This is a genomic window from Pseudomonas sp. LBUM1646 (assembly GCF_059716165.1).
The window spans coordinates 972,518-989,858 of sequence record NZ_CP166810.1 but is presented as its reverse complement, the minus strand read 5'-3'; the positions used below and the strand labels follow the sequence as shown (position 1 = coordinate 989,858).

Annotated in this window: 13 protein-coding genes and 1 tRNA gene; 4 read left to right on the top strand and 10 right to left on the bottom strand. The window is 60.0% G+C overall.

Annotation, left to right across the window (positions count from 1 at the left end):
• Nucleotides 1–4 precede the first annotated feature (4 nt).
• Nucleotides 5–946 (bottom strand): 1-phosphofructokinase, encoded by a 942-nt coding sequence (gene pfkB, locus ACA071_RS04255; RefSeq protein ID WP_497643273.1) that lies wholly within the window; start codon nucleotides 944–946, stop codon nucleotides 5–7.
• Nucleotides 946–3,807 carry a phosphoenolpyruvate--protein phosphotransferase gene (gene ptsP / locus ACA071_RS04250; protein ID WP_497643272.1) on the bottom strand — a complete coding sequence of 954 codons (2,862 nt, stop codon included), beginning with the start codon at nucleotides 3,805–3,807 and terminating at the stop codon, nucleotides 946–948. Before ptsP ends, pfkB begins: the two co-directional genes overlap by 1 nt.
• Nucleotides 3,808–4,097: 290 nt before the next feature.
• Here ptsP and cra point away from each other — a divergent pair, with 290 nt between their 5' ends.
• The gene (gene cra / locus ACA071_RS04245) at nucleotides 4,098–5,093 is read left to right on the top strand and encodes a catabolite repressor/activator (RefSeq protein WP_497643271.1); all 996 of its coding nucleotides are present in this window, start codon (nucleotides 4,098–4,100) and stop codon (nucleotides 5,091–5,093) included.
• 3 nt (nucleotides 5,094–5,096) lie between these two features.
• Nucleotides 5,097–5,873 carry a TatD family hydrolase gene (locus ACA071_RS04240; RefSeq protein WP_497643270.1) on the top strand — a complete coding sequence of 259 codons (777 nt, stop codon included), beginning with the start codon at nucleotides 5,097–5,099 and terminating at the stop codon, nucleotides 5,871–5,873.
• Here ACA071_RS04240 and ACA071_RS04235 read toward each other — a convergent pair whose 3' ends face one another.
• From ACA071_RS04235 to ACA071_RS04215, 5 genes are all read right to left on the bottom strand, one after another.
• Nucleotides 5,874–6,263 (bottom strand): hypothetical protein, encoded by a 390-nt coding sequence (locus ACA071_RS04235; RefSeq protein WP_497643269.1) that lies wholly within the window; start codon nucleotides 6,261–6,263, stop codon nucleotides 5,874–5,876.
• Between the two features lie 243 nt (nucleotides 6,264–6,506).
• Entirely contained in the window at nucleotides 6,507–8,537 is a 2,031-nt protein-coding gene (locus tag ACA071_RS04230) for a methyl-accepting chemotaxis protein (protein WP_497643268.1), read from the bottom strand.
• Nucleotides 8,538–8,839: 302 nt separating this feature from the next.
• Nucleotides 8,840–9,676 carry a regulatory signaling modulator protein AmpE gene (gene ampE, locus ACA071_RS04225; RefSeq protein ID WP_497643267.1) on the bottom strand — a complete coding sequence of 279 codons (837 nt, stop codon included), beginning with the start codon at nucleotides 9,674–9,676 and terminating at the stop codon, nucleotides 8,840–8,842.
• On the bottom strand, nucleotides 9,673–10,233 hold the full coding sequence (gene ampD, locus ACA071_RS04220) for a 1,6-anhydro-N-acetylmuramyl-L-alanine amidase AmpD (protein ID WP_497643266.1): 561 nt from the start codon (nucleotides 10,231–10,233) through the stop codon (nucleotides 9,673–9,675). Before ampD ends, ampE begins: the two co-directional genes overlap by 4 nt.
• Before the next feature lie 63 nt (nucleotides 10,234–10,296).
• On the bottom strand, nucleotides 10,297–12,507 hold the full coding sequence (locus ACA071_RS04215; protein WP_497643265.1) for a DUF1631 domain-containing protein: 2,211 nt from the start codon (nucleotides 12,505–12,507) through the stop codon (nucleotides 10,297–10,299).
• 360 nt (nucleotides 12,508–12,867) lie between these two features.
• On the opposite strand from ACA071_RS04215, the gene nadC reads away from it, so the two are divergent.
• On the top strand, nucleotides 12,868–13,716 hold the full coding sequence (nadC, locus tag ACA071_RS04210) for a carboxylating nicotinate-nucleotide diphosphorylase (protein WP_497643264.1): 849 nt from the start codon (nucleotides 12,868–12,870) through the stop codon (nucleotides 13,714–13,716).
• A gap of 80 nt (nucleotides 13,717–13,796) precedes the next feature.
• Here the strand turns inward: nadC and ACA071_RS04205 are convergent, their stop codons facing one another.
• Nucleotides 13,797–14,102, bottom strand: coding sequence for a DUF6388 family protein (locus tag ACA071_RS04205; RefSeq protein WP_265043123.1), 306 nt, complete (start codon nucleotides 14,100–14,102; stop codon nucleotides 13,797–13,799).
• Nucleotides 14,103–14,418: 316 nt separating this feature from the next.
• Here ACA071_RS04205 and ACA071_RS04200 point away from each other — a divergent pair, with 316 nt between their 5' ends.
• Nucleotides 14,419–14,967, top strand: a complete 549-nt coding sequence (locus tag ACA071_RS04200) for a hypothetical protein (protein WP_497645267.1) — start codon at nucleotides 14,419–14,421, stop codon at nucleotides 14,965–14,967.
• An 11-nt stretch (nucleotides 14,968–14,978) separates the two neighbouring features.
• On the opposite strand, the gene ACA071_RS04195 is transcribed toward ACA071_RS04200, so the two are convergent.
• Nucleotides 14,979–15,051: transfer RNA gene (locus ACA071_RS04195), tRNA-Thr, on the bottom strand.
• Between the two features lie 134 nt (nucleotides 15,052–15,185).
• On the bottom strand, nucleotides 15,186–17,291 hold the full coding sequence (pnp, locus tag ACA071_RS04190; protein WP_201194350.1) for a polyribonucleotide nucleotidyltransferase: 2,106 nt from the start codon (nucleotides 17,289–17,291) through the stop codon (nucleotides 15,186–15,188).
• Nucleotides 17,292–17,341: the final 50 nt, after the last annotated feature.

The window sequence follows — 17,341 nt, the reverse complement described above, 5'->3', positions numbered from 1 at the left end:
CCTCTTATTGTTCTGTCAGGAGGCGCACGCGCACGCCCTGTTCGAGTTGCGTCAATTGCGCAACATCGCTGATGCCGAAACCGATTTGTGTGACCGCCATCGCGGCAATTGCCGTGGCGGTGCGCAGGGTCTGTTCAGGCGTGTCGGCGCTGAGCAAACCGTGGAGCATTCCCGCCAGCAGCGAATCACCGGCGCCCACCGTGCTGACCACGCTGACCCGCGGCGGCGTGGCATGCATCGCCGCGCCGACGCTGAACCAATTCACACCATCGGCGCCGTGGGAAATCACCACGTGCTCGATGCCTTGAGCGTGCAAACGGCTCGCCGCTTCAGCCTGGGCCGTCACCGACACCACTTCGCAATCGAGGGCATCGGCGAGTTCTTCGGTGTTGGGCTTGATCAGCCACGGACCGGCCGCCAGCCCTGCACGCAAGGCTTCGCCGCTGGTGTCCAGCGCCACGTTCAAGCCGAGGTTTTTCAGACGAGCGATCAAGGCCTGCAACCACTGCGGGCTGACGCCTCGCGGCAAACTACCGGCGACCACGACCGCGTCATGCCCCGGCGCGATCTGATCCAGTCGATCCAGCAACGCCTGTTGCGCCGCTTCATCGACCTGCGGGCCTGGACCATTGATGTCGGTGATACGCCCGTTGCTTTCCGCCAGTTTGATGTTGCTGCGAGTCTCGCCGGGCACACGAATGAACGCGTCGACAAAACCGCGCTTGGCGAACAGGGTTTCGAAGGCTTGAAGGTTGTCTTCGCCGAGGAAACCGCTGACGGTCAGTTGATGCCCGAGATCGGCCAGCACCTGCGCCACGTTCACGCCTTTTCCGGCGGCGTGGGTGTGCATTTCGTCGCTGCGGTTGACCTGACCGGGCGCAAGCACCGGCAACTGGACGGTGAGGTCCAACGCCGGGTTGAGGGTCAGGGTTAGAATCTTGGCCATTACAGGGCCTCCACTAATGCGCGCACTTCATTGGCGCTGCCCACGGCCAGGGCCTGTTGGGCGAGAATTTGCGTTTGGGCCAGGCTAAGTTCGCGGATGCGCGCCTTGACCTCGGCGATGCTGCGGCCCGACACGCTGAGTTCGTCCACACCGAGGCCGACCAGCACCGGCACCGCCAGCGGATCGGCCGCCAGTTCGCCGCACACGCCAACCCACTTACCGTGGGCATGGGCCGCACGCACGGTGATGTCGATCAGTTGCAGCACCGCCGGGTGCAAGCCGTCCGCCTGGGCCGACAACGTCGGGTGGCCACGGTCGATGGCCAGGGTGTATTGGGTCAGGTCGTTGGTGCCGACGCTGAAGAAATCGACTTCCTTGGCCAGTACTGGCGCCAACAAGGCCGCCGACGGCACTTCGATCATGATCCCCAGTTGCAGATCCGCCACGGGGATTTCAAGACGCAGGCGTTCGGTCATGTCCCGGGCCTGGCGCCATTCATCAACGCTGCCGACCATCGGGAACATGATCCGCAATGGACGGTTGTCGGCGGCACGCAGCAACGCGCGCAACTGCGCTTCCATGATGTGCGGACGTTGCAGGGTCAGGCGAATGCCGCGCACGCCAAGGAACGGGTTTTCTTCCTTGGCGATCGGCCAATACGGCAGCGGTTTATCACCACCGACATCGAGGGTGCGAACCACCAACGGGCGACCGGCCAGGCCATCAAGGACGCGACGGTATTCGATTTCCTGGGTGGCTTCGTCCGGCGCTTGCGAGTGCGCCATGAAAATCAGTTCGGTGCGCAGCAGGCCAATGCCTTCAGCGCCCTGCTCCACTGCGCTGGTGACGCCCGCGCTTTCGCCGATGTTGGCGAACACTTCGACCGCATGGCCGTCGGTGGTCAGCGCCGGTTGATGGCGTTGCTCGGCGGCGGCTTTCAGGCGTAGTTCGCGGGTGTCGCGTTCTTCGGTGGCACGCTGCAAGGTTGCAGCATCGGCGTCCACATGCAGGCGACCGCGTTGACCGTCGATCAGCAACGGCGTGCCCGGCGCCAGCAGCAACACCGCCGCGCCAGCGCCGACCAAGGCTGGAATGCCCAAGGCACGGGCGACGATGGCGCTGTGGGCCGTGGCGCCGCCACGGGCGGTGAGAATGCCGGCGACACGCGCCGGATCGAGACGGGCCACGTCGGACGGACCGACCTCGTCCATCACCAGAATGTACGGTTGCTCCGGTTCGCTCGGGGTTTCGACGCCACACAACTGCGCGAGCACCCGACGACCGATATCACGCAAGTCAGCGGCGCGCTCGGCGAGCAAGGCGTCCTGCAACGATTCCTGTTGTTTGGCGGCGGCTTCGATCACGGCCATCCACGCCGCTTCGGCGCTTTCGCCTTGCTTGAGGCGGGTGTCGACTTCATCGGTCAATTCCGGGTCGTCGAGCATTTCCTGGTGCGTGATGAAGATCTCGCGAATCGCCTTGGATTTGCTGCGTTCGATCAAGCCCTCGATGTCGCGACGGACATCGGTCAGCGCTTGCTGGAGACGCTCGCGCTCGATGGCGGCGGACTCACCGCGCAGCGGGTAATCGATGGCTTGCAGCACTTGAATATGCGCCGGGCCAATGGCGATGCCAGGGGCAGCGGCGATGGCCTGAACCAGGCTGCCGGACTTCGGTGCGAGCAGTACCTCGGCAACGTCGGCGAACACTTCGCGTTGCTGACTGACCGCCGGCAACGGCTCGATTTCTTCACCGAGGCCTTCTTCGATGGCCGCCAGCAAGGCCGGCAACGCATCGGCGGCGACGCTCGGTTCGGCGATGAATTCCAACACCTGACCGCGACGGGCGCCGAGGCTCAGCAGTTTGCTCAAGCTCTTCACCGACACCGCGCTGTCCTGGCCATCGACGATACGCACGCGAATCTCGCCTTCAAAACTTTTCGCCAATTGCGCGAGAATCTTCGCCGGGCGCGCATGCAAACCGTGGGCGTTGGCCAGGGCAATACGCGCGCTCGGCCAGTCGGCGGGCACTTCACCGCCCAACACTTCGAGGACTTTGCGGCTGCTGGTGGCGCGACCCAATTCGTGGCCACGACCTTCGATCAGCAAGGCACAGAGGCGTTCGAGCAATGCCTGATGCGCTTCACCGAGACTGGCCAGGCAGAACAGACCGCTCAATGGCTGACCGAGGTAACGCATCGGTTTATCCGGCGTGACGAAAGCCAGCCCCGGACGCTTCACGGTTTGCTCGCTGTGCAGCCACCACAGGCCATCACCCAGGGGCAGCGCTTCGACTTGTTGCAGCACCGCGGAAAAGCCGTTGCTCACGCAATCGGCTTGGCGCAGCAGACGCGCACCGCGCCAGACCAGTTCTTCGAAGTCATCGGCGGACACACCGAGGCCGATCATTTGCGCGTCCAGCGCCAATTCTTGCGGCGCGCCTTGCAGCAGTTTCAGCAGCGCTTCGGCGGAACTGGCGCGACGCAGGGCCTGGCCCAAGTCCGTCTCGCCGAGGGCGCGGGTCAGCAGTTGCAGCAAACGCAAGTGTTCATCGGATTTGGCGGCGATACCGATCGCCAGGTAGACGATATGGCCGTCGCCCCAGTCCACGCCTTCGGGGAATTGCATCAGGCGCACGCCGGTGGAAAACACCTGATCGCGGGTTTCCGGGGTACCGTGGGGGATTGCAATACCTTGACCGAGAAAGGTCGAGCCCTGCGCTTCGCGCGCCTGCAAACCGGCGAGATAACCTTCTGCTACCAATCCGTCGGCGACCAGATGCTGGGCCAGCAATTGCAACGCGGCTGACTTATCCACAGCCGACTGGCCCATGGATATCTGCTCTATGGTGAGCTCGAGCATGCTTTCTCCTTTTTGGCGCCTTGGGACGCCAGGTATTGTTTTGAATGATTCAGCTTAGGCCCTTGATGATGACTTTTGGCGGTTTCGCGGCAGAACCGGCCAAAGGAACCTATAACGCAGAAAATACGCTTGCTGAAACGTTTAATCTAGAATGTTTGGCACGTTACTCGATAATGTCTCATCCTTGAAGTCCAACTTGTCGGATGCGTTGCGACAATAGTCGTCTGCTCGAATCGGGTAGGATTGGCGAAAATGTCGGGGCAAGCTCGAAAAAACAAGGAAATCCCGAGTTGAAACTCAGTGATATCGCACAGTTGGCCGGTGTGTCCGTTACCACCGCCAGTTATGTCATTAATGGCAAAGCCGCACAGCAACGCATCAGCGCCGCGACCGTCGAGCGTGTGCGTGCCGTGGTCGAGCAACATGGCTTTACACCCAACCCTCAGGCCGCCGGGCTGCGCAGTCGGCACACCCGCACTTTGGGGTTCATCCTGCCGGATCTGGAAAACCCCAGTTACGCACGGATCGCCAAGCTCCTGGAGCAAGGCGCTCGGGCGCGCGGCTATCAATTGTTGATCGCCAGCTCCGATGATGCCCCGGACAGTGAACGGCAACTGCTGAAACTGTTCCGGGCCCGGCGCTGCGACGCTTTGATCGTCGCCAGTTGCCTGCCAACCGATGATGACAGTTATCGCCAGTTGCAGGCCAAAGGCATGCCGATCATCGCTATCGACCGGGTCATGGAACCCGAGCATTTCTGCTCGGTGATCAGTGATGACCGCGAAGCCAGTCTGCAACTGACCCGTAGCCTGCTCGACCCGTTGCCCAAGCAGATCGCCCTGATCGGCGCCCGTCCTGAGCTGAGCATCAGTCAGGAACGTGCCGCCGGTTTCAAAGAGGCGTTGGCCGGGTTCAAAGGAGAAATCCTGATCGAACACGGCGAGTCGTTCAGTCGCGAGTGCGGCAAGCAGCTGATGGAAGAATTACTACAGCGTCTGGGTCATTTGCCGGATGCGCTGGTGACCACGTCTTACGTGCTGCTGCAAGGCGTGTTCGATGCTTTGCATGACTTCCCGTTGAAAACCCGTCCTCTGCGCCTCGGCACATTCGGTGACACGCAGTTGCTGGATTTCCTGCCGTTGCCGGTCAACGCCATGGCCCAGCAGCATCAGTTGATCGCTGACAAAGCCCTGGAACTGGCCCTGGCAGCCATCGAACAGTCGGATTATCAACCCGGCGTGCAGGCCATCGCGCGGACCTTCAAACAGCGCATTCTGCAGGACTGAACCGTGGAGCTGATCGACAGCCACACGCATCTGGACTTCCCGGACTTCGACGCCGATCGCTCGGCGTTGCTGGCCGAAAGCCGTGCCCTCGGGGTGCGGCGGATGGTGGTGCTGGGGGTTTATCAGGGGAATTGGCAGCGGGTTTGGGATCTCGTATTGAGCGATCCCGATCTGCATGCGGCGTTCGGCTTACACCCGGTGTATCTGGACGACCATCGCCCCGAGGACCTGACGGCTCTTGGCGATTGGCTAACGCGGCTGGCCGGCCATCGGCAGCTGTGTGCGGTGGGCGAAATTGGTCTGGATTACTTCATCGAAACGCTTGATCGCGAGCGCCAGCAGGCGTTGTTCGACGCGCAGCTGCAACTGGCGGTGGACTTCAATTTGCCGGCGCTGATCCACGTGCGCCGCAGCCATGCGGCGGTGATTGCCACGCTCAAACGGTTTCGCTTGAAACGCGCGGGGATCATCCACGCCTTCGCCGGCAGCAAGGAAGAAGCGCGCGAATACATCAAACTCGGCTTCAAACTTGGCTTGGGCGGTGCTGCGACCTGGCCTCAGGCGCTGCGTATGCACCGCGTTCTCGCCGAGCTGCCACTGGATTCGGTGGTACTGGAAACCGACTCACCGGACATGGCGCCCGCCATGTTCCCCGGCCAACGCAACAGCCCGGCGCACTTGCCGGCGATCTGTGCGGCACTGGCGCAAATCATGGCGATCAGTCCGGAGCAATTGGCCGATGTGAGCACGGCCAATGCCTGCGAGCTGTTCAACTGGTAGTCAGTCGACGTGGGCCTTGGCGGCCTCCAACGTCAGCGTGATGTGTTGCCGATACCGGGCAAACCGGACGACGGCGAAGTAGACGAGAATCGCCAACAGCGAGAAATTGAGCTGCTCCACGACGCTGAGCAACCCGACCCACTCCATCACCAACGCGACCAACAACGCGGTGCAGACCATGATCAGCGTGCTCGCCCGCAACCAGGTCAGGGAATCGAGCGACTTGAAGCGCTTGATCTGCTTCGGATCGCGCAGCTGCAGGGTTTTCTCACAGCTGGAACAGGTAAACGCCTCGTTTATCGCGATCGCGTTGAGTTGCCAGGGTTCAAGCAACAGGGTGCGTTGGCAATGGGCGCAGCGGCCCAGGATTCCAAGCGTAGTGGCAGACATAACCGGGCTTCCTCAGGGCAGGTTAGAGAGATGGATCTTCCTTCATTGAAGACCAAAAACCAGAGCCCGCAGGAAATCAGGAAACACCGTACCGGCAACGGGAATAAGTACTACGGATTGTGCGCACCACATCGATCCTGCAGGAGCAAAGCTTGCTCGCGATAGCGGTCTGACATTCAACACCGTGGTTGGATGACAGGGCCTCTTCGAGAGCAAGCTTCGCTCCTACTGGGATCTGCGGTGTCAGACCCGGAACGCACTGATCAACTGTTTCAGCTCCATCACCTGCGCCGATAGCGCCCGGCTCGCATGCTCGGTTTGATGCGCGCCCTCGGCCGTGCGTTCGCCGGCACGGTTGATTTCGACGATGTTCTGGTCAATGTCGTGGGCCACGGCGGTTTGCTGCTCCACTGCGGCGGCGATCTGCTGGTTCTGATCGACGATCATGCCGACGGCGCCGAGGATATTTTCCAGGGCTTGCTGGACCTTTTCCGACTGCCCCACCGTGCCATTGGCCATTTGATGGCTGACGCCCATGGCTTTCACTGCCGCGCCGACACCGCCGTGTAACTTGGCGATCATCTGTTCGATTTCTTCGGTCGATTGCTGGGTGCGCTTGGCCAAGGTGCGAACCTCGTCCGCTACCACCGCAAAACCACGGCCCTGCTCGCCCGCCCGCGCCGCTTCAATGGCCGCGTTGAGGGCCAACAGGTTGGTCTGTTCGGCAATACTTTTGATCACGTCCAGCACACGGCTGATGGACTGGCTGTCGCTGGCCAGTTGATTGATCACCAGCACCGATTGATCGATCTCAGTGGCCAGTGCCGCAATGCTGCCCTGCTGGGACTCCACCAGCCCGCGACCGTTAAGGGTTTCGTCATTGACGCTGTGGGCGCTGCTGACGGCCGCCGCAGCGCTGCGTGCCACTTCCAGGGAGGTGGCTGACATCTGGTTCATGGCGGTGGCGACCTGTTCGATCTGACTGCGCTGCCCGGCCACCGCCTGATTGCTCTGGGCGGAAACGCTTTCCACCTGGCCGGCCTGGCGCTCGACTTCGCCAACGGTCTGGCCGACCCGCTCGATCAAGTCGTGGATTTTCTTCACAGTACCGTTGAACACCTCGCCCAACTCGCCCAGTTCATCGCGGCTGTTGGCGCTGAAGGTCACGGTCATGTCGCCCGCCGCCACTTTGTCCATCATCGCGCCCAGGCGCTTGAGGGTGGTGCGGGTCGAGGCGTAGAAACCGCCGTAGAGGTAAAAGATCAGCACAAACACCACCGACAGCGCCACGGCCTGCATGACCATGTGGGTGCGGTTCTGCTCCAGGCGCTGCTGCAACTGAGTGCCGAGAAACTTCAGAGTGGCTTCATTAAGCTGGTAGGTCTGGTCCATCAGGCCGGTGACCTGATCGTAAAACGCCTGCCACGGCGCATCGAGCGTGTCGACCATCACCACCTGTTCTTCGAACAGTTCGCTGGCCTTCTTCAGCGATGCCTTGCTGCTCTCGGCCTGGGCGGCCAGGGTTTCGTTGGCGGCTCGGCTTGAGCCCAACGCGTCGTGCAACTTCAGCCCGTACTCGGCCTGAATCTTTTCAATCTGCACCAGCAACTCATCGAAACGGGTGCTCGAGGCCGAGTTGAGGAAACCCTGCCCCAGGGAAAGCGAACCCATGGCACGGCCTTCGCCAAGAATCTGGGTAACCGGTGGGGTGACGTTGGTGATCAGTTCGCTGAGCTGACGCATGTCGCTCTGATTGTCGCGACTCAGGCCGGCCTGACTGGTGATGATCTGGCTGAAAATCTGCGCGCTACCGAGCAACTTGCCGATCAGCGCACTTTTGCTTTGCAGGGAGTTTTCCGCTTGCTGAGCCTTGAACGCGGCGATCATTTCATCGCGCTTGCCATCGAAGACCGTGACCTGTTCCGGGTCGGTGCTCATTGCCGCCAAGCCTTGCAGACGGGCCAGCACGCTTTGCTCCAGTGCGCTGATCTTCGTCTCGACGTCGCCGGCCTTGCCGGACTGACCGAGGGTGACGTTGATCTGCACCAGGTTGTTCAGGGTTTCCAGATCCCGGCGCAGGGTCAGGCTGCTGCCCAGCAGGTCGAGGCTTTGCAACTCGACGCGGGTGCCCTGGAATTCCCGATAGGAATCGCGCACCAGATAGAAGTTGGTCACCAGCATCGGCACCAGGAACAGCACGCTGATCAGGCTGAACTTCATGCCGAAGCTCAGGCGGTTCATCAGCGCGACAGCGGGATAGAGCAAGCTCTTCACTGTGAAGTCTCCCTTGGATTTCTTATTTTTATTGGCAGGCGCACAGATACAGCAGATAGCCACTATTGGGCGCTATCTCTGTATAGCTCAAATCGGAGGGAGGTTTTGTAACTTAAGGTTAACGGCAAGACACACAGCCCTGTAGCTCCGCATTCGTCCCTGTAGCAGCTGGCGAAGCCTGCGTTCGGCTGCGAAGCAGCCGTAAATCCTGAGTTCGCGATGGGGCTGAAACACCGCGGTGCCTGGATTGGCGACTGCTTCGCAGCCGAACGCAGGCTTCGCCAGCTGCTACAGGGTCGTAGTCAGGGCAGGACCGTCCACAACGCAAACCCGGCATACCAGAGCACCGCCGCCCGCAACAGCAGTTCCCAGATACGATCCAGGCTGTTGATACCATCCGGCCCGACCACCGGGGCCGGAATCTCCCCAGCCACCAGCCCGACTTTCTCGATCAACTGCGCGGCAGTGATGTTCCAGTTCAGCAATTCATGCAGCATCACGCGACCGACCGCGACAAAGTTGCCGACCAAGGCAAAACTCGCCGCCAGCAGACGTACCGGCACCCAATCGAAGGCGTGGCGCAGTTGTGCGGCGCGCTCGACCACTGCCGGGTTCTGCCCGTGCTCTTCGGCCAGCGCCAGCAAGCGATAACTCAGCGCCGCCACCGGCCCCAGCAGGAAGTACCAAAAAATCACCGCGAAAAAGCTCTGGTAGGCCTGCCACAGCAGATGCGCCTGAACCCGTTCCAGCAGTTGCTCGCCATTGTCGGCGCAGATGTCGAGGTCGCGCTTGGCCACATGCGCGGCGGCTTGCAAGTCTTCCCGGCGCCAGGCGTCGCGAAACGGCCCGAGCTCGCCCAGCAGATCGCCGCGGCCCAAACTGTAAATCACCACCAACAGGTGCACCGGCAGCGCCAGCAAGCCATAGGCCACGGGCTCCAGCACCACTAACAACAAACCGAGCAGCGCCACCGGCAACAACACCAACAGCACCAACACCAGCCACGGACGGTCCTTCAGGCGCGAGCTGGCTTCAAGTTTGTGCAACTCCCGCACCCAACCGCCATCACGTTGAACCCGATGGCGCAGGGCCGAGAACTTCTCGATCCAGACCGCCAACAGCAACACCAGAAAACTCATTGTTGTTCCTCTTTAGCCAAAGCGGCGCGATAGCGTGCCCAGTCGAACGCCGGTCCCGGATCAGTCTTGCGCCCGGGCGCGATGTCGCTATGCCCGCAGATGCGTTGCGCGGTAATGCCGGTGAAAGTGCTTTGCAGCTGTCGGGTCAGAGCCGTCAAGGCCTGATACTGCGCGTCGGTGAACGGCAGATCATCCGTACCTTCGAGCTCGATGCCCACGGAAAAATCATTGCAGACTTCTCGCCCGTCAAAACTCGAGACGCCGGCATGCCAGGCGCGCTCAAGACAAGAGACAAACTGAGTGACAGTGCCGTCACGTTCGATCAGAAAATGCGCAGACACCCGCAGGTCAGCGATCCCTTCAAAGTAGGGGTGCTCCGTGACATCCAGGCGATTCTGAAAAAATTCCTGCACCTTGCCGGTGGCGAACTGCGCCGGCGGCAGACTGATGTTGTGGATCACCAGCAGGGAGATTTCATCCGAGGGGCGCGCATTGAAGTTGGGTGAGGGGCAGATATCTACGCCCTGGCACCAACCGCTCGCGGGGTCCAACTGCATACAGGTTCCTTCAACGACGACCGTGTTGGCCCCAGTATGCCGCGATAGACCCTCTGCGCGCGATCATTTGGCGTGATTGAGCCGCCGCAGGTTGCCGATCACCGATTCCAACGCCCGATCGAACAGCAACGTATCGTCCAGGGTACGCACCGCACCACGGCGAAACTCCAGCGCCAGCCCGGTGCGGCTGCGCTCCAGCACTTTCATGCCAGTGCGGTTGACGAAAATGTACTTGCCGGTGGCTTCAATGATCGCCGCCAACTTGCAGCGCAGGGTGTTTTCTTCGTCTTCCTGAAACTCCACCCAGCCACCCACGCGCAGTTGATCGACCTGGAGCAGGCCGACATCGTCCTCTGGCAAACGTACCGAGGCCGTTTCTACTGGGCCTTCATCGGCTGTGCGCAGAACGATTTCCTCAACCACTTCGACCATCACCGGCGCATCGCTCGAAGGCGCCAGCTCCTGGGCCGGCCGCTCGAACAGTTGAACGTGCAAGGTTTCCAGTTCACTGAAGAATTCGCTGGTGGCGAACGGATCGAACGCCGAGCTGCTCAGGCCGTCGCGCAATGACTTGAGCAACGCCGGAACCAGAGACAACAGGCGCAGGCTCGCATCGGCTTCATCGTGACGCTGCACGCTCCAGATCAATTGCGCCATGGTTTGCACATCGGCGTGCCATTCGGCGGACTGATCGCCGTGCTTGAGGCAGGTCAGCAACAGCACCTTGCTCCAGGCCTCCTGGACGAAAGCCACCACCCCTTGCGGCAGCAGCTTGCCTAACAGCGCCTCATTGAGCGCTTGTTCGACCCGCTGGCGCGCCAGTTCGGTCTTGGCCCGACCTTCTTCGGCGTCGCGCGTACGCTGCTCCAGCAGCTCGCTGCGACGGCGCTCGTCACTGGTAAACGCCAGGAAATCCGCCAGCAACTCAGAGAAAATCGCCGGATCATCGACGAAGTCGTTCAACAGCCGTTGCACCACTTGCTCGATGCGCAAGTACAGCGTGTCGCGTTCATGATCGTCGCACTCGCCCCAGCCCATGGCCGCGGCGGCGATTTCATTGAGCAGACGCCGCGCTGGATGACTACTGCGGCTGAAGAAACTCTTATCGAGCACCGCGACTTTCAGCATCGGGATCTGTAAGCGCCCGATCAGCGCCTTGAGGGAGTCCGGCAGATTGCGGTCATCGAGAATGCACTCGAAGAGCATGGCGATCAGGTTGATCACGTCTTCGTCAGCGACCCCGACCACCCGTGACTTGCCGCTTTTGACGCTGACCCGGGTCAGCAGTTGTTCGAGCTGGTTGCGCAGGTCGAAGTCGTCCTGAGCCGCCAGGGCCGGGACGTATTGCTGCAAATGCGAGAGCAGACGCAGTAAGTCACGGGTGGAAATCGGCTGGGCCGGGGCACTGGCCTCGAGCGTCGGCGCGACACTGCCGCGCACGTGGAACAGCAGTTCCTGTAACGCGGCGAAGACTTCCTGCACGCTGTCATCAATCTGCGTACTGCCGGACCGGATAACCGCTTCGGCAGGTTCGGCATGGGCACTGGCCGCCGCACGGTCAGTCACACGTCTTGCCGGGGCCGGTTTGAGCTCGGGCAACACGCCGGTGGCGATCAGTAGTTGGTTGGCTTCGGCGTAAAGCTGATCGGCGCCGCTGAGCACGTAGCGCTCGAACAGTTTGAGGATGATCAGCTTGACCTTGATCTCCACGCCCAGATTTCGCCCGGACTGCAGGAAATACCCGCAAAGCATCGCCGGGCCGATCGGGTTGTGCTGTTCGAGCAGTTCTTTGCCCAACAGAACGCTGAGCCGGGTGGTCAATTGATCGAGGGCGAACCCCTCGCGGCTCAGCACTTTGCTGACCATGGCCTCCACCGCGACATTGCGTTCCAGGTCGTCATTGAGAAGCAATGCGCTGGTATCGAACGCCAATGCCTGGGGCAAGGCTGACTGGCTGTTGTCGTACTGAGTGAGGGTGGCGAAAGCCTCGAAGAATTGCTCGAGAAACCCGCGTTCAATGCTTTTACGCTTGAGGCGCAAATCGCGCATGGCTTCGAAAAAGATGTTCTGCTCGACGTCATTGCGAGCCCGGTCAGCCATTTCGAACAGGGTGTCGTCGGCGTTATCGAACAGTTCCTGCAAACCATGCCTGAGCTGTTGCGCAGCCTTGTCGCGAACCTGAAGCAGAATCACAGGCAGGCGGGCGAGCGGCGAGTGAGTCGCCTGGTCGGTAGCCGCCTTGTGCAAAGGCACTACATTCCCGTCGTTGTGCATCCAAGCCTCCTGAAACGGTGATTCTTCGGTTCGGTAAGAAAGATCGGCTGCGCAAGCCTCACAGCCGGCGCTCAACGGGGAACCCTGCCCAACCGCTGTCATTCAATAATCGGGGACCCAAAGGAACGTCAAAGCTATGACGTCAAATGCAAGGCGGATTATCAGCAAAACACGCCCCTTGTGCCAGCAGACTCTGCGCCTCACATTGAAATAGACGTACAGGGCAGACCCCCGCTTAGCGCTAAATGCTCACGCGAATCGACCAAATGCAGGTTTCAGAGCGATCCGGGCACTCGGCATGCCTTGGGTTGGTTCGCGCCATGGCCCTATAATCGGGCCACTTTGTTTGTGGAGCCCGTTATGCCGAATCTACGTCTCGCCGATTTGACCGCCGAAATCGAAGCCAACGTGCGCCGTGCGTTGCTCGAAGACATCGGCAGCGGCGACATCACCGCGCAGCTGATCCCGGCCGAACGCCTGGCCAAAGCCACCATCATCACCCGCGACGCGGCCGTCATTGCCGGCACCGCTTGGGTCGATGCCGTCTTTCGGCAACTGGACCCACGGGTCGCGGTGCACTGGCAAGTACGCGATGGCGAACGGGTGCAACCCAATCAGGCGCTGTTTCACCTCGAAGGCCCGGCGCGCTCGCTGCTGACGGGTGAGCGCTGTGCGTTGAATTTCCTGCAACTGCTTTCCGGCGTGGCGACTCGTGCGCAGTTCCTGGCGGATTTCGTCGCCGAGACTCAGGTGAAGCTGCTCGACACCCGCAAAACCCTGCCGGGGCTGCGTCTGGCGCAAAAGTACGCCGTGACCTGCGGCGGCTGCCACAACCACCGCATCGGTCTGTACGACGCCTTCCTGATCAAGGAAAACCATATCGCGGCCTGTGGCGGCATCCCTGAAGCGATCAAGGCCGCACATAAGATTGCCCCGGGCAAGCCGGTGGAAATCGAAGTAGAAAGCCTGGATGAGCTCAAAGAGGCCCTGGCGGCCGGTGCAGACATCATCATGCTCGACGAGTTGAGCCTGGATGATATGCGCGAAGCGGTGCGCCTGAACGGCGGCAAGGCCAAACTGGAGGCCAGTGGCGGGATCAACGAAAGCACGTTGCTGCCGATTGCAGAAACCGGGGTGGATTACATTTCGATTGGTGCGATGACCAAGGATGTGAAGGCAGTGGACCTGTCGATGCGTCTGAGCCTCTGAGCAGCTACAAGCGGCAGGCTACAAGTTTCAAGCAATTCTGCTTTGACTTGTAGCTTGCCGCTTGAAACTTGAAGCTGCCTTTAAACCACCAGATTATTCATCTCGCAGTACTCTTCCCATTCGACGCCCAACACTTCGGCCGCCTCCTTGTGCAGAACCAGGCGCGCCGCCTCAAACTCTTCCGGGGTCGAGGTGTACTTGAGCGTCAGCTCCCACGGCTGCAAGCCCTGGGATTCCGCTTCATCCTCGAACGCCCACTGGATCTGGTCTTTCTGATCATCAGCGGGCAAATCCTTGATCTCTGCGGCTAGCTGGGGCGATTCCAGCAAGTACTTCTTCAGCGCTTCTTCGTGTCTGGCTTCTTGGGTCAATTCTTTAACGGTCATGTCGTTCTCGCTGATCTGGGGAATGGAAGATGGATCTGGATCATCAAGGATCTCTCTGACGCAAAAAACCGCGTAAAGCCCGGTTTGTCTGGCCTTCAGAACCATTCGGGATCATCTGAAAACAGCTTCGGTGGTGCTCATGCAAGCTCCGAATATAGGACCTTTGGCTGACGATTTATACGAATGTTTACATCAAATCTACAAAAAACCGGATGCCCTCCCCGGCCACACCATTTTTGCGCCCTCTCAGGAACATGTTTCAAAAACCGAAGTCATAGCGATGTGCCATATAGGCACTTCACAAGGAACTCAGGTGATGCGCAATTTCCCAAAGCTTTCGTCTACCCTGTTTGCAACCGGCATGGCCGCCCTGCTGCTCGGCAACCTGGCACTGGCCGGTACAGCTCAGGCTATCGAGCTTAGCTCCGACAGCCCTTCGTATAACGATACCCTCACTGCCACTCACAATTCGTATGGCAAAACCGTACTGGTCAGAACCAATCTGGATGTCAATGAACTGGAAAAGTTACAGGGCACCGTTAAAACCAATACGGCTGACATCGACAAGCTGAAGACAACCGTCAGTGAACAAGCGCGCCTCATCGAGGAACTCAGACGCAACACCGGCACCAGCACCGGCTCGAGCAGCAATGAGATATCCAACCTCAAGCGCACCGTCGAGGAACAGGACAAAGACCTGAAGAAACTGGCCAGCCAGGTGGAAGATCTCAAGCGCAGCGCCGGATCAAGTTCCAGCTCAAGCTCCAGCGACCTGTCCAACCTGAAGCGGGAAGTCAGTGACCAGGACAATCAACTGGATCAGCTCAAGCGCACGGTCGAAGACCTGAGCCGGAAGGTGAAATAGCCGTAATTTTTTGCCCGAGACAGGAATCGAACCTGCGACCTTCGCGTTACGAGTGCGCTGCTCTACCGGCTGAGCTACACGGGCGGTGAGCTAAACCTAGCACAGCTTTCGCGAGTCGCAACCGCAAGCCCGTCTTGGTTTACGGCAGACAAAAAAAGGCCCCGCAGTTTTCACTGCGGGGCCTTTTTTATAACGTTGAAGCAATCAAGCGGGGGTGATTAAACGCCCGACGCCTTGGCTGCTGCTACGTCTTTGATGGACAGCTTGATACGGCCGCGGTTGTCCACGTCCAGTACCAGTACTTCCACTTCCTGGCCTTCTTTCAGGATGTCGGTCACTTTCTCAACGCGAGCGTCGCTCAACATGGAGATGTGAACCAGACCGTCCTTGCCAGGCAGGATGTTGACGAATGCGCCGAAGTCGACGATGCGCTCAACCTTACCGACGTAGATCTTGCCGATTTCAGCTTCTGCGGTGATGCCCAGAACGCGCTGACGTGCAGCTTCAGCCGCTTCTTTGGTCTCGCCGAAGATCTTGATCGAGCCGTCGTCTTCGATGTCGATCGAAGCCTTGGTTTCTTCACAGATCGCACGAATGGTCGCGCCGCCTTTACCGATAACATCACGGATTTTGTCGGTGTCGATTTTCATCGCGATCATCGTCGGAGCATTTTCCGACAGTTCGGTGCGGGACTGAGCAATGATCTGGTTCATCTGACCGAGGATGTTCAGGCGCGCTTCCAGGGCTTGGCCCAGAGCGATTTCCATGATTTCTTCGGTGATGCCTTTGATCTTGATGTCCATCTGCAGCGCGGTAACACCTTTGGCGGTACCCGCTACTTTGAAGTCCATGTCGCCGAGGTGGTCTTCGTCACCCAGGATGTCGGTCAGGATGGCGAACTTCTCGCCTTCTTTAACCAGACCCATGGCGATACCGGCAACCGGTGCCTTCATCGGAACGCCGGCATCCATCAGGGCCAGGGAAGCACCGCAGACCGAAGCCATGGAGCTCGAACCGTTGGACTCGGTGATTTCCGACACAACACGAATGGTGTACGGGAACACGTCGGCGGCAGGCAGCATGGCTGCAATCGAACGACGGGCCAGACGGCCGTGACCGATTTCGCGACGACCAGCGCCACCCATGCGACCACACTCACCTACCGAGAACGGAGGGAAGTTGTAGTGCAGCATGAACGGGTCTTTTTTCTCGCCTTCCAGGGTGTCCAGCAGTTGTGCGTCACGGGCAGTGCCCAGAGTCGCGACTACCAGAGCCTGAGTTTCGCCACGGGTGAACAGTGCCGAACCGTGGGTCTTGGGCAGAACACCGACTTCGATGTTCAAAGGACGTACGGTCTTGGTGTCGCGGCCGTCGATACGTGGCTTGCCGTTTACGATGTTTTCGCGAACGGTGCGGTATTCGATTTCGCCGAATGCTGCTTTAACTTCGCTGGAAGAAGGCTGGCCTTCTTCACCGGACAGCTTGGCAACAACCTGGTCCTTCAGCTCACCCAGGCGAGCGTAACGGTCGGCCTTGATGGTGATGGTGTAAGCCTGGGAGATCGCGTCGCCGAACTCGGCACGGATAGCGCCCAGCAGAGCGGTGGCTTCTGGCTGTGGAGCCCAGGCCCAGGTTGGCTTGGCCGCTTCGGCAGCCAGTTCTTTAACGGCGTTGATCACAACCTGGAACTCGTCGTGAGCAAACAGTACCGCGCCCAGCATCTGGTCTTCGGTCAGCTCTTTGGCTTCCGATTCAACCATCAACACGGCTTCCGACGTACCGGCAACGACCATGTCCAGGCTCGAAGCTTTCTGCTGTTCGTAAGTCGGGTTCAGCAGGTAGCCGGTGCTTTCGTGGAACGCAACGCGTGCACAGCCGATAGGGCCATCGAAAGGAATGCCGGAGATGGCCAGGGCAGCCGAGGTACCGATCATCGCAGCGATGTCCGGATCGGTCTTCTTGCTGGTGGAAACGACGGTGCAGACAACCTGCACTTCGTTCATGAAGCCTTCTGGGAACAGCGGACGGATCGGACGGTCGATCAGTCGGGAAGTCAGGGTTTCTTTCTCGGAAGGACGGCCTTCACGCTTGAAGAAACCGCCAGGGATCTTACCGGCAGCGTAAGTCTTTTCCTGGTAGTGAACGGACAGAGGGAAGAAGCCCTTGCCTGGATCGGCTTGCTTGGCACCAACGACAGTCACCAACACGCTGACGTCGTCGTCAACGGTGACCAATACTGCGCCGGAGGCCTGACGGGCGATACGGCCAGTCTCGAGGGTAACGGTCGACTGACCGAACTGGAATTTTTTGATTACCGGGTTCACGGTGTCCTACCTTCTTTGTGGCTCTTGGGGAACTTGTCTTCTTGCGAAAT

Coding starts and splice junctions, on each gene's coding strand:
- pfkB (WP_497643273.1), bottom strand. CDS start 946: ATGGCCAAGATTCTAACCCTGACCCTCAACCCGGCGTTGGACCTCACC.
- ptsP (WP_497643272.1), bottom strand. CDS start 3,807: ATGCTCGAGCTCACCATAGAGCAGATATCCATGGGCCAGTCGGCTGTG.
- ACA071_RS04235 (WP_497643269.1), bottom strand. CDS start 6,263: ATGTCTGCCACTACGCTTGGAATCCTGGGCCGCTGCGCCCATTGCCAA.
- ampE (WP_497643267.1), bottom strand. CDS start 9,676: ATGAGTTTTCTGGTGTTGCTGTTGGCGGTCTGGATCGAGAAGTTCTCG.
- ampD (WP_497643266.1), bottom strand. CDS start 10,233: ATGCAGTTGGACCCCGCGAGCGGTTGGTGCCAGGGCGTAGATATCTGC.
- ACA071_RS04215 (WP_497643265.1), bottom strand. CDS start 12,507: ATGCACAACGACGGGAATGTAGTGCCTTTGCACAAGGCGGCTACCGAC.
- nadC (WP_497643264.1), top strand. CDS start 12,868: ATGCCGAATCTACGTCTCGCCGATTTGACCGCCGAAATCGAAGCCAAC.
- ACA071_RS04205 (WP_265043123.1), bottom strand. CDS start 14,102: ATGACCGTTAAAGAATTGACCCAAGAAGCCAGACACGAAGAAGCGCTG.
- ACA071_RS04200 (WP_497645267.1), top strand. CDS start 14,419: ATGCGCAATTTCCCAAAGCTTTCGTCTACCCTGTTTGCAACCGGCATG.